Raw genomic sequence first — 11,911 nt, 5'->3', positions numbered from 1 at the left:
CTCAGTCTGCGCGGCTCCGGGCGCGAGCCCGACCCGCCCCCCCCCCCCCCGGGGGGGGGCGCCTACCGCTCAAAGTGTTCCCGCGTCCCCGACCCCCACCGCCGGGGCGTGTATTTCTCGCCCGAGGGCGTGCGGCGCTCCATCGAGGAGAGCCTGGAACGTCTCGGCCTGGACCGGATCGACATCGCCTACCTGCACGACCCCGACGACCACCTGGACCAGGCCATCGCCGAGGGCTGCCCGGAGCTGGTGCGGCTGCGCGCCGCGGGCGTGGTCGGAGCGATCGGCGTCGGCATGAACCAGGCCCAGGCGCCCGCGCGCTTCGTCCGCGAGACCGACATCGACGCGGTCCTGCTGGCCGGCCGCTACACGCTGCTCGACCAGCGCGGCCTGGCCGAGCTGCTTCCGCTCGCCGAGCGGCGCGGGGTGTCCGTGGTGGTCGGCGGTGCCTTCAACTCCGGCCTGCTGGCCGACCCGAAGCCCGGCGCGACCTTCGACTACGTCGCGGCATCCGACGAACTGGTCAGCCGTGCACTGGGGTTGAAGGAGGTCTGCGAGCGGCACGGGGTGCCGCTGCGGGCCGCCGCGCTGCGCTTCCCGTTCGGGCACCCGGCCGTCGCGAGCGTGCTGGTCGGCACCCGGACCGCGGACGAGGTGCGGGACGCCGCGACCATGCTCCGGCATCCCGTTCCCGACGTACTGTGGACGGAGCTGAAGGAGCGCGGGCTGCTGCCCGCGGACGTACCGACCCCCGGAGAGGCGGGCTGATGAGGATCGCCCTGTTCATCACCTGCTTCAACGACACCATGTTCCCCGGCACCGGCCGGGCGGTGGTCGAGGTCCTCGAGCGGCTCGGGCACCGGGTCGACTTCCCGCAGGAGCAGACCTGCTGCGGGCAGATGCACTTCAACACCGGCTACCGGCCGGACGCCGTCCCGCTGGTGGAGCGGTTCGCCCGGGTCTTCGGCACGTACGACGCGGTGGTCACCCCGTCGGCGTCCTGCGCCGGCATGGTGCGCGAGAACCATCCGGTGCTGGCCGAGGAGTACGGACCCGACCGGCTGCGCCGGGAGGTGTCCGAGCTCGTGCCCCGGGTGTACGAGTTCACCGAGTTCCTGACCGATGTCCTGGGCGTGACCGACGTCGGGGCGACCTTCCCGCACCGGGTCGCCTACCACCCCACCTGCCACTCGCTGCGCGGGCTGCGGCTCGCCGACCGGCCGCAGCGGCTGCTGAGCGCGGTGAAGGGCCTGGAACTGGTCGACCTGCCGGCCGCCGACTCCTGCTGCGGCTTCGGGGGCACCTTCGCCGTGAAGAACGCCGACACCTCCGCCGCCATGCTCGCCGACAAGACCGACGGTGTCCGGGCCAGTGGCGCCCAGGTGCTCTGCGCCGCCGACAACTCCTGCCTGCTGCACATCGGCGGCGGACTGTCCCGGCAGGGCAGCGCCGTACGCACCATGCACCTGGCGGAGATCCTGGCCGCCACCGAGGGGGGAGCGCGATGACCGGGCAGGGCGTGGTCTGGCTCGGCTCGCCGTCCTTCCCCGAAGCGGCCCGCGAGGCGCTGAAGGACGGTCAGCTGCGGGCCAACCTGAAGCGCGCCACCACGACCATCCGGAACAAGCGCCTCGCGGTCGCCTCCGAGCTGGACGACTGGGAGGCGCTGCGTGAATCGGCGGCGGCGATCAAGCGTCGCACCGCGCGTCATCTCGACCGCTATCTGCTGCAGTTGGAGGAGTCGGTCACGGCGGCCGGCGGCACCGTGCACTGGGCCGCCGACGCGCACGAGGCCAACCGGATCGTCACCGAGCTGATCCGCGCCGCCGGCGAGAGCGAGGTGGTCAAGGTCAAGTCGATGGCCACCCAGGAGATCGGCCTCAACGAGCACCTGGCCGAGGCCGGCATCACCGCGTACGAGACCGACCTCGCCGAGCTGATCGTCCAACTCGGCGACGACCGGCCCTCGCACATCCTCGTCCCCGCCATCCACAGGAACCGCGGCGAGATCCGTGACCTGTTCACCGCCGAGATGGGCAGGTGGGGCCGCCCCGCCCCCGACGCGCTCACCGACGAGCCCGCCGCCCTGGCCGAGACCGCCCGGCTGCACCTGCGGGAGAAGTTCCTGCGCGCCAAGGTCGCCGTCTCGGGCGCCAACTTCGCCTGCGCCGACACCGGGACGGTCGTGGTGGTCGAATCGGAGGGCAACGGCCGGATGTGCCTGACCCTGCCGGAGACCCTGATCACCGTGATGGGCATCGAAAAGGTCGTCCCCACCTGGTCCGACCTGGAGGTGTTCCTGCAGCTGCTGCCGCGCTCGTCCACCGGTGAGCGGATGAACCCCTACACCTCCACCTGGACCGGCAGCACCGAAGGTGACGGGCCGTCGGCGTTCCACCTGGTGCTGCTCGACAACGGCCGCACCGACACCCTCGCCGACACCGTCGGCCGCCAGGCGCTCGCCTGCATCCGCTGCTCCGCCTGCCTCAACGTCTGCCCGGTGTACGAGCGCACCGGCGGCCATGCCTACGGTTCGGTGTACCCCGGGCCGATCGGCGCCGTCCTCACCCCGCAGCTCGTCGGCGTCGAGCACGCGGCCTCGCTGCCGTTCGCGTCCACGCTGTGCGGGGCCTGCTACGATGCCTGCCCGGTGAAGATCAACATCCCCGAGGTGCTCACCCACCTGCGGGCCGAGGCGGTCGAGGCCAAGGGCCGGTCCGCAGAGGCGCTGGCCATGAAGGCGGCCGCCGTCGTGCTCGACTCACCGCGCCTGCTGGGCGCCGCGCAGAGGGCAGCCGCCCTCGGCGGCCGGGCCCTCGCCCGCGACGGACGGATCGGACGCCTTCCCGGACCGCTGCACGGCTGGTCCGACAGCCGCGACACCCCCGCACCGGCGGCCGAGTCCTTCCGCAGCTGGTGGCGCAAGAGCAGGGAGAACCGATGAGCGGCCGCGAGACCGTCCTCGCCCGGATCCGGGCCGCACTCGCCGACGTTCCCGCCGAGGAGCAACCGCAGGACGTCCCCGTGCCGCGAGACTACCGGCGCAGCCACGTCCGGCCCGGCGAGGACACCGTCGCGCTGTTCGCCGAACGGGTCGCCGACTACCGCGCGAACGTCACCCGCACCGACCGGGCCGGCCTGCGCGACGCCATCGCCGGCGTCCTCACCCGGCGCCCGGTGCGCCACGTCGCGGTGCCCGCCGGTTTCCCGACCGAGCTGCTGCCGACCGGCAGCTGGGACTGGCACCCGGAACCGCTCGACATCGCCGCGCTGGACGCTCTGGACGGCGCGATCACGCTGGCCCGCGCCGGCATCGCGGTCACCGGGACGATCGTCCTGGACGCCGGCCCCGGCCAGGGCCGGCGGGCCCTCACCCTGGTGCCCGACTACCACCTGTGCATCGTGGACGCCGAGCAGATCGCCGACGACCTCCCGGACACGCTGGCCCGCCTCGACCCCGCCCGGCCCCTCACCTTCGTCTCCGGGCCGTCCGCGACCAGCGACATCGAACTCGACCGGGTGGAAGGCGTGCACGGCCCCCGTACCTTGGACGTCATCGTCGTCGAACCCGGACCCTGCGCCGCAGGCAAGGAATGACCAGGAAGGACACCGTGCCAGTCACCGACGAAGCGATCGAGAAGATCAAGGGAATGATCGTGAGCGGCGAACTGCGGCCCGGCGAGAAGCTTCCGAAGGAGGCCGACCTCGCCGAGCGGCTCGGCCTCTCGCGCAACTCCCTGCGGGAGGCCGTCAAGGCCCTGTCGGTCATCCGGGTGCTCGATGTCCGCCAGGGCGACGGCACCTACGTGACCAGCCTGGAGCCCGACATCCTGCTGGAGACGCTGGGCTTCGTCGTCGACTTCCACCGGGACGACACGGTCCTGGAGTTCCTCGAGGTCCGTCGGATCCTCGAGCCCGCCGCCACCGCCATGGCCGCCCGGCTGATGTCCGACGAGGAGGTCACCGGCCTGGAGGAACTGCTCTCCGGTCTGAGCGGCGACGCGTCGCTCGAGGAGCTGATCGACAACGACCTCGAGTTCCACCGCAGGATCGCGGCGGGGTCGGGCAACACCGTGCTGTCCTCGCTCATCGACGGCCTGTACGGCCCGACCAGGCGCGCCCGGATCTGGCGCGGGCTGACCGAGGAAGGCGCGGCGGAGCGCACCCGCCAGCAGCACCGCGACATCCTCGACGCCATCGCCGGTCGCCGCCCGGACCTCGCCCACGCCTGGGCCACCGTGCACATCGCCGGCGTCGAACAGTGGCTCCGCGGCACCCTCGGTGAGGCCGACTCGGCCCTCGGCCGCCCGGAACACTGACCTCACGGCCGGAAGCGGTCGGTGGCGGCCGCTGATCGCGGCGCACCAGCGCCCGTGAGGCCGGAACGCGATCGCGGTCCGGCCTCGGGGTGCATCAGGCTGCTACTGGACGGTCCAGGCCTGGTGGGACTGGTTGACGGCGTTCGACTGGTCGATGGCGGCGCCGTTGGCGGTCGACCCGCCGGCCACCTCCAGGACCTGCTTGCTCTCGTAGTTGCGGATGAGGTAGCCGCCGCCGGTCGGCTCGAAGTACCAGAGCTGGTTGTTGCCGCCGTTGTAGGTGTACTGCTGCAGCGCAGTCCCCCTCCAGTGACTGGAGTAGTTCATGTCGAGGACCTTGCCGCTGTTCCGGTTCACGATCTTGTAGAGCTGGCCGGTGACCGGGACGATGTTCCACTGCTGGTTGGCGCCGCCGTTGTTCGGCCACTGGATGACGCTTCCGCCGTCGGCGGTGGATGCGTTGGACACGTCCGCGAGCTGACCGCTGTTGACGTTCTTGATGGTGTAGTACGTCGACGGGTTGGTACTCGGGGCGCCGGTCGAGGTCGCCGGCGCTCCGCCGGTCTGCTGGACGCTGAAGTCCGTGATGTAGAAGTAGCCGCCGTCGGTCTTGGCGACCCGCACGTAGCGGAAGGCCTGCCGGACGTCGATGTCGCCGGTGAGGGTCGAGGCGAACGGCAGGGTGTCGGTCTGGCGGCCGAGGACGGTGTAGCTGCCGAAGTTGGGGTCGTCGGAGCCGCGGACCTCGAAGTTGCCGCGGGTCGCCGACTGGTCCAGGTCCTGACGGGTGGTCAGAGAGAACTGGCCGAGCTGGTAGGGCTGGCCGAGGTCGACCTGCCACCAGGCCGAGGTGTCGCTGCCGGTGGGGGACCAGCCGGTCGCGCCGTTGTTGTCGACGGCCTTCGAGGGCTCGGTGCCGGTGCCGTAGACCGACGAGGAGGTCGCGGCCTTGTTCCAGGCGAGGTTGGGCACCAGGGTCATCCACTGGTAGCCGGACTCGAGGCCGGAGGCCTTGATCACCGCGTCGCCGGAGGTGGTGTTGTTGGTGAGGGTGACGTTGGCGCCGTTGCGGTTCTGGTTGATGAATCCGTCGGTGTGCGACAGGACGTTGTTCGAGAGGGTCATGTGGTCCGACCCCTCGTCCGTGTAGAGGCCGGCCACGGCCGAGCCGCAGGCGGCGGCGTTGCGCACCACGTCGTGGATGTAGTTGCCGTTGATGACCGTGCCCGGGTCGTTGGACAGGTGGTAGATGGCGGCCGAGTCGCACAGCCGGTTCATCACGTTGCCGATCCGGTTGTAGCTGATGCTGTTGTTGCCCTCGGCGTTGGCTGCTGACTGCCAGCCCCAGCCGAGTGAGATGGCCGCCCACGGGGTGTCGGAGATGTCGTTGTGGTCGATGGCGGTGCTGTTGACGAAGCCCGCGTCGATGGCCGCGGTGCCGGGGTAGTCCTGACCTATCCGGGTGATCAGGTTGTCCTTGACGGAGACGTTCTTGACCACCTCCCGGGCGTGCAGGGCCGGCGGCGGGGGGGGGGGGGGGTGGCCCCGTCCGAGGGGGCGCGGCCGTCAGGCGCCGCCGCCCCCCAGCCTGGCCTGCAGGTCGGCGTCGGCCACCGCGATGGCCATGCCCAGCGCCTCGGTGATGTGCCCGGCGGCGGACATGACGCGGGCGGTGCCCACGATCGGGGCGATCGCGACCAGGACGTCCTGGAGCTGCTCCATGGTCACGTCGGCCTCGACGGCCGGGCCGACGTGCGCGAGGTAGGAGATCGCGGGGGCGTCCATGGCGGCGAGCGCGGCGATCCGGGTGAGGATGAGCATGTCGTCGCTCATCCCGCACCGCTCGATCGAGTCCATCGTCATCGCGGCGAGCGTGTCGAGAACGGGTGTTTCGGACATGGTGGTCATGGGCGGCGGCCCTCCGGTGAGGTGTGGAGCCGGCCGGGTCGGTCCCGGACGGCGTCGTGCACCGCCCGGCCCCGCCCCGCCCGCTTTGCCTCCGACGGTAGGGGCCGCCCGGCCCGGCCGCCCGGCCCGACTGGGCCGAACGGGTAACCCCGCCGCGCCAGCGGGGACCGCCGTCACGTGCCGGGGGCCGGCGGTCGCCGGCCCGGTCGGGATCGTCCGTCCCCATCGGGAGGGCGCCGCCGGGCAGGGCGAGGAGGCCGCGTGGGGCGCGCCGCGGGGCGGCGGAGCGGGCCGGCGGTGGCGCGGCCGGGGAGTGGCGGCGGCCGGTCCCGGTGTGTGCGGGGCCGCCCCTCGGGGGCCTGGCGGCGCTGTGCGGGCGGGAGTTCGCGCAAGGCCTAGAGTCGGGGCATGGCCATTCCGAGTTTCCTCGCAGACCTGCGTGCCGTGGTCGGCACCCGCCCGCTCTGGCTGTCCGGCGTCGCCGCCGTGGTGGTCGACGACCGGGGGCGGGTGCTGCTCGGGCGCCGCAGCGACAACGGCCGCTGGGCCCTGGTCGGCGGCATCCTCGACCCGGGGGAGCAGCCGGCCGACGGGCTCGCCCGGGAGGTGCTGGAGGAGACCGGGGTGAGCGTCGTCCCGGAGCTGCTGACCTCGGTGACCGTGTCGGCGATGCTGAGCTACCCGAACGGCGACCGGGCGCAGTACCTCGACCTCACGTTCCGCTGCCGCCCGGTGGCGGGGGAGGCCCGGGTCAACGACGACGAGTCGCTGGAGGTCGGCTGGTTCGCGCCGGACGCGCTCCCCGACCTCGACGACTACGCCCTGCGCCGGCTCAAGATCGCCCTGGCCGGCGCCGAGCGCACCGTCTTCGAGTTCGACGCCGACGGGGTCAGCGGGAGCTGAACCACTCCGCCGTCCGCTCCAGCCCCTCCCGCAGGCCCACCGGTACGACGTCCGGGAACAGTTCGCGCAGCCGGGCGTTGTCCGCCTGCGAGTCCCGGACGTCGCCGGCCCGCGGGTCGGTGTGCGCGGTCTCCAGCGGCCGTCCGAGCACCGAGCCGAGTTCGGCGATCAGCTCCAGCAGCGTGGTCCGGGTGCCGAACGCCAGGTTGACCGGGTCCGGGTGGACGACCCGGCGCAGCACGGCCTCGGTGAGCACCTGGGTGACCGTCCCGACGTAGGTGAAGTCGCGGCTCTGGCCGCCGTCCCCGTGCACCGACAGCGGACGGCCGGCCAGCGCCGCGTCCAGGAAGGCCGGCACCACCGCGGCGTACGCGTGGCCGGCGGGCTGCAGCGGGCCGAAGACGTTGAAGAACCGCAGCGGCAGCACGCCCAGGCCGTAACAGTGGTGATAGGCCGCCAGGTACGCCTCGGTGGCGAGCTTGCTCACCGCGTAGGGGCTCATCGGGGCGGTGCGCATGGTCTCGCGCTTGGGCAGCTCCCGGTTGGCGCCGTACACCGAGGACGAGGAGGCCGCCGCCACGTACAGGCCGCCCGCCCGGCGGGCGGCCTCCAGGACCTCCAGGGTGCCGGTGGCGTTGGCGTGGTGGCTGGCCAGCGGGTCGGCCACCGAGCGCGGCACGGAGGGCAGCGCGGCCAGGTGCACCACGGCGTCCGCGCCGGCGAAGGCCTCGTCCAGCAGGGCGGAGTCCAGGATCGTGCCCTCGAAGAAGGTGACGTCCAGGCCGTCCAGGTTGGCCTTGTCCCCGGTGGACAGGTTGTCCACCACCCGGACCTGCTCGACCTCGGGGCGGGCCAGCAGGGCCCTGGCCAGGTTGGCTCCGATGAATCCGGCTCCGCCGGTGACGACCACGCGTGTCACGGGTACTCCCCCCACTCCGGCAGGGCCTCCCCGCCCCGCGCCTTGCGCCGATGCTAGCGGCGCGGGGCGCGCCCGCGTGGGCGATCTGTCACACCTTGTGCTGCCGGTACGTCTCCTCGGCGGCGTCCAGCACGGCCGCCAGGTCGCCCCCGGCGGTCGCCGTGCCCACCGCCGCCACCGCGCCCTCCACGAACGGCGCGTCGGCGAACCGGACCGGGAACGGCAGGCCGTGCTCGTCCGCCTCGGCCAGCAGCGCCAGCACGGTGGAGACCGCGGTGCCGATGTCGGAGAGGACCGCGACCCCGTGCCCCTGGTCCACCCGCCGGGCCGCGGCCGCGATCAGCACCGCGCTCGTCCCGAGCCCGTCGTCCAGGCTGCCGCCGGTGGCGGCGACCGGCGCCGGGTCGTCGCTGCGGGCCAGCGACAGGGCCAGGGCCCGGGTGGCGAGTGCCAGCTCCTGGCTGTGCGAGACCAGCACCACCCCGACCCGGCCGAGGCCCGCCGGTCGGGACGGCCGCGGCACCTGGGCCGGCCGGGGTGCGGTGGTCGCGGTGCCGGCGGGGGCTGACGGCGCGTCGGAGATCGGGATCACGTCGGCGCGGGTACCGGCCCTGCGGTCCATCGGCTGCTCCCTGGTGGCCTGCGAGAACGGGGGTGCTTCGGGCACCACTCTGGCAGCCGGTCCGGCCGGTGCGGGCCAACGGCGGCCGTGTGTCTGCCGTGCCGGGACCTGCCCGAATACCACAGCGGGCGGCTCCGCGGCAGCCGATCGGCCGATCATGTGCCCCGGCCGGGCAACTCCCGCCGAACGGCGGGGCCCGCTGGCTACGCTGAACCGCGAACGGATCACTACTGCACCGGGTCACTACTGCACCGGATCAGCACTGCACCGGATCAGCACCGCACAGATCAGCACCGCACCACCGAGGAGCGACCATGGCGACCGATACCGTGACGACGCCGCAGCCGGGAGCCAAGCCCCGGCCGGATCTTGCCGGGGCCGAGTGGCTCTCCAGCAGCCAGGGCGCGGGCGACGTACAGATCGCCTTCGTCGGGGGCTGCATCGCGATGCGGGACGGCCGGCACCCCGAGGGGCCGGCGCTGATCTTCACCCCGGCCGAGTGGGAGGCGTTCGTGCTCGGCGCCCGGGACGGCGAGTTCGACCTGACCTGACCCCGGGCCCGACCGGGGCGGACCGCCCGGGGCGGTCCCGATGAACCCCCGGTGACGGCCCGGAGGTCACAAATGAATTCTGATGGTCCGAAACTCGTTGACTGCTGGACAAGTGGCAGCCCACAGTATGGAGCAGGCAGACGCCGTGCCGACCGCCCCCACGCGGTCGTGCACGGCGCCCGCTGTGCTGCCCGTCACTGGCGCCGGTGACGAGCTCCTCCCGATGTGATCCCCACGCGCACGAGTGCGTCGGCCGGTCCCGGCCCCAGGGAGGGGCTCGGCAGTCGCCGGGAGGCGATGGCCCCGCGTCGAGTGCTACTCGATCGCGGTGCCGGGTTGTCCGGGATCCGCACGCCCCCACGCGGCGGTGTCCCGGACAGGTCCGCGAGTGCGACGGGCCGGGGCCCCGCGAACCTGGCTTGTGGAATTGTCGGTCGTGGCCCCGCCGGACGCCCGGCGCCCTGGCGGGCGCTGCGCGTGCGGACGGTCGATCAGGTGTCGTCGCACGACGATGTGCAGGATGAGGGAAGGCGCGGCACGGCACGCCCGAGACAAACCGCCCCCCGGTGGGACATGCCCACAGCGGTCCGTCGTGCTGAACCGAACGTAGCCCGGACGGTTGCTCAGAGTCAACATTGGTCTCTGAGCGTCGATCCCCGGCCGGTCACCGCAGCACGCCCCGGAGCGTCGGGCGACCCGTCCGCCGGGCCGCGTGCACCGGCCCCGTACGATGGTGTCATGTCTTTCCTCCGCCGTCGCTCCGGCTCCCCCGCAGGTCCGGACTTCGACGTGCTCGCGATGGACCCGGGCGACTGGCCCGGCCACTTCGGGGCCATGATGATGACCGGATCGGACGGCTCCTGCCAGGGCATCTTCCTGCGCTACGACCTGTACGGCGGCCGCGGCCCCGCGATGTTCATCGGGAACCTGCCCGAGGGCTCGCCGGCCCGCGAGAACGAGGACGGCGTCCCCTTCGAGGTGCGCCAGCTGCTCGCCGCGCTGGAGAACACCGAGGAGGTCGACTTCGTCTCCGCCGAGGACTTCCCGGTGATGCTCGGCGACGACCTGCTGATCGTGAAGAAGGTCAAGGTCAGCGAGGGGCGGGTGTTCTGCTCCCAGTTCGACCGCAGCGACGGCGTCCTGGTCACCATCGCCTCCTGGGACCGGCCGATCGCCGATGACCTGTACCAGCTGCTGAAGCCGCTGCCCGCGGAGATGTTCCAGCAGGGCTGACGGCCGCTCGGGCGCGCTTGACGCTGGCGATCAACGCTTCGTACAGTCACGGCATGCCGTGCCGCCTCCCGCTGCTCACCCGGCGCAGGCACCTCGACCTGCGCCGTGACGCGGGCGGCACCTGTCCGGGCAGCTGACCGGGGCCTTCGCGCCCCGCCCACCGCGGCACCGGGTGCCCGCGGGGCACCCGCCCAGGGCCTGACGGCCGGGGCGGGCCGACCCTTTTCGGCCATCGCCGGGCCCGTTGCCGCCGCCGTTCCGCAGCGTCCCCCCAGCCGCCCGCCCGGAGGCCCCCATGACCAGTGCCGTGCCCGCGCCCGACGGCGCCGCCGCCGTTGCCGAAGCCATCGCCCGCCTGCCCCGCGTCGCCGACCTGCTCGCCGCCAGGGCCGAGGAGCACGACCGCGACGGCACCTTCCCGTACCAGGGGGTGGAGGCCGTCCACGAGGCCGGCCTGCTCACCCTCACCGTCGGCCGCCGGCACGGCGGACCCGGCGCCGGGCTCGCCGACACCGTCCGGGTGCTGGCCGGCCTCGGCCGCGGCGACGCCTCGGTCGCCGTACTCACCGCCCACACCCTCCTGCTCCACGCCGAGCACGACCGGGACGGACTCTGGCCGGCCCCCGCCTACCGGCGGCTGCTCACCGAGTCCCGCCGCGGCCCGGCGCTGCTCGCCACCCTGCGCCCGACTCCCGGCCGGCCCGCCGTCACCGCCCACTGGGACGGCGAGAACTGGCAGTTGACGGGGCATGAGAGCGACTGCAGCGGCGCCGAGGCACTGGCCTGGCTGGCGGTGCCGGCCCGCACCGACGAACCGATTCCCCGCACCGGCCTGTTCCTCGTCCGCGGCGACAGCCCGGGGCTGGAGATCGACCCGGTCGGGGACCAGCTCGGACTGCGCGCCAGTGCTGGCCACGATCTGGTGCTCGACGGCGTCCCGGTCGCGCCGGCGTACGCCGTGCGGCTCACCCCGCCCGGCCACGCCGCCCCCGAGCGCCGGGCCGCCGACGCCACCGCCCGGGCCTGGCACGACCTCGCGCTGGCCGCCGTGCAGCTCGGCACCGCGCGCGCCGCACAGGACTGGCTGATCCGCTTCCTCCAGCAGCGCACCCCCGCGAACCTCACCGAACCGCTCGCCGCGCTGCCCCGCTACCGGGCCGGACTCGGCGAGATCGAGGCCTCGCTGACCGGCGCCGAGGAACTGCTCGGCGCCCTCGCCGACGCGGTCGACCGGGACGTCCCCGGGGCGGCCGGCCGCACCGCGGCCGGGCAGCTCCTCGCCGTCCGGGCGGCCACCGCCGCCGTCCAGCGGGCGGTCGCCCTCACCGGCAACCCGGGGCTCAGCCGCCGGCACCCGCTGGAGCGCTACCTGCGCGACGCGCTCAGCGGGCGGATGCACCTCCCCGCCGAGGAGACCGTGCTCGACGAGATCGGCCGGGCCGCGCGGGAGCGGGGC

At 73.5% G+C, this 11,911-nt stretch carries 13 protein-coding genes; 9 read left to right on the top strand and 4 right to left on the bottom strand.

The window, feature by feature from the left end; genetic code table 11:
* The 5 genes from ACFV0G_RS23425 to ACFV0G_RS23405 all read left to right on the top strand — a co-directional run.
* A partial coding sequence (locus ACFV0G_RS23425; protein WP_380551166.1) for an aldo/keto reductase occupies window positions 1-768 on the top strand: 768 nt, incomplete at its 5' end.
* Window positions 768-1,508: a (Fe-S)-binding protein gene (locus tag ACFV0G_RS23420; RefSeq protein WP_380551163.1), complete on the top strand. Its 741-nt coding sequence runs from the start codon at window positions 768-770 to the stop codon at window positions 1,506-1,508. The genes ACFV0G_RS23425 and ACFV0G_RS23420, both read left to right, overlap by 1 nt.
* Entirely contained in the window at window positions 1,505-2,944 is a 1,440-nt protein-coding gene (locus ACFV0G_RS23415; RefSeq protein WP_380551159.1) for a LutB/LldF family L-lactate oxidation iron-sulfur protein, read from the top strand. Before ACFV0G_RS23420 ends, ACFV0G_RS23415 begins: the two co-directional genes overlap by 4 nt.
* Window positions 2,941-3,597 (top strand): lactate utilization protein C, encoded by a 657-nt coding sequence (locus tag ACFV0G_RS23410; protein ID WP_380551156.1) that lies wholly within the window; start codon window positions 2,941-2,943, stop codon window positions 3,595-3,597. Before ACFV0G_RS23415 ends, ACFV0G_RS23410 begins: the two co-directional genes overlap by 4 nt.
* Before the next feature lie 14 nt (window positions 3,598-3,611).
* Window positions 3,612-4,319 (top strand): FadR/GntR family transcriptional regulator, encoded by a 708-nt coding sequence (locus ACFV0G_RS23405; RefSeq protein WP_380551153.1) that lies wholly within the window; start codon window positions 3,612-3,614, stop codon window positions 4,317-4,319.
* A 102-nt stretch (window positions 4,320-4,421) separates the two neighbouring features.
* Here the strand turns inward: ACFV0G_RS23405 and ACFV0G_RS23400 are convergent, their stop codons facing one another.
* Window positions 4,422-5,819 (bottom strand): RICIN domain-containing protein, encoded by a 1,398-nt coding sequence (locus ACFV0G_RS23400; RefSeq protein ID WP_380551150.1) that lies wholly within the window; start codon window positions 5,817-5,819, stop codon window positions 4,422-4,424.
* A gap of 66 nt (window positions 5,820-5,885) precedes the next feature.
* A complete protein-coding gene (locus ACFV0G_RS23395) occupies window positions 5,886-6,227 on the bottom strand; it encodes a carboxymuconolactone decarboxylase (RefSeq protein WP_380551147.1) in 342 nt (113 codons plus the stop codon).
* Window positions 6,228-6,635: 408 nt separating this feature from the next.
* On the opposite strand from ACFV0G_RS23395, the gene ACFV0G_RS23390 reads away from it, so the two are divergent.
* Window positions 6,636-7,130, top strand: coding sequence for an NUDIX domain-containing protein (locus ACFV0G_RS23390; RefSeq protein WP_380551144.1), 495 nt, complete (start codon window positions 6,636-6,638; stop codon window positions 7,128-7,130).
* Here ACFV0G_RS23390 and ACFV0G_RS23385 read toward each other — a convergent pair.
* A complete protein-coding gene (locus ACFV0G_RS23385; RefSeq protein ID WP_380551141.1) occupies window positions 7,117-8,049 on the bottom strand; it encodes an NAD-dependent epimerase/dehydratase family protein in 933 nt (310 codons plus the stop codon). The two genes, ACFV0G_RS23390 and ACFV0G_RS23385, sit on opposite strands and share 14 nt — an antisense overlap.
* 88 nt (window positions 8,050-8,137) lie before the next feature.
* Window positions 8,138-8,671 (bottom strand): PTS-dependent dihydroxyacetone kinase phosphotransferase subunit DhaM, encoded by a 534-nt coding sequence (locus ACFV0G_RS23380; protein ID WP_380551138.1) that lies wholly within the window; start codon window positions 8,669-8,671, stop codon window positions 8,138-8,140.
* A gap of 314 nt (window positions 8,672-8,985) precedes the next feature.
* Here ACFV0G_RS23380 and ACFV0G_RS23375 point away from each other — a divergent pair, with 314 nt between their 5' ends.
* From ACFV0G_RS23375 to ACFV0G_RS23365, 3 genes are all read left to right on the top strand, one after another.
* The gene (locus ACFV0G_RS23375) at window positions 8,986-9,222 is read left to right on the top strand and encodes a DUF397 domain-containing protein (protein ID WP_380551135.1); all 237 of its coding nucleotides are present in this window, start codon (window positions 8,986-8,988) and stop codon (window positions 9,220-9,222) included.
* A 738-nt stretch (window positions 9,223-9,960) separates the two neighbouring features.
* On the top strand, window positions 9,961-10,455 hold the full coding sequence (locus ACFV0G_RS23370; RefSeq protein WP_380551132.1) for a hypothetical protein: 495 nt from the start codon (window positions 9,961-9,963) through the stop codon (window positions 10,453-10,455).
* A 295-nt stretch (window positions 10,456-10,750) separates the two neighbouring features.
* A partial coding sequence (locus tag ACFV0G_RS23365; RefSeq protein WP_380551129.1) for an acyl-CoA dehydrogenase family protein occupies window positions 10,751-11,911 on the top strand: 1,161 nt, incomplete at its 3' end.

This window comes from Kitasatospora sp. NPDC059571 (genome assembly GCF_042735675.1).
Lineage (GTDB): Bacteria > Actinomycetota > Actinomycetes > Streptomycetales > Streptomycetaceae > Kitasatospora.
The sequence above is the reverse complement of the archived record's forward strand: the minus strand, read 5'-3'. Positions and strand labels throughout refer to the sequence as shown.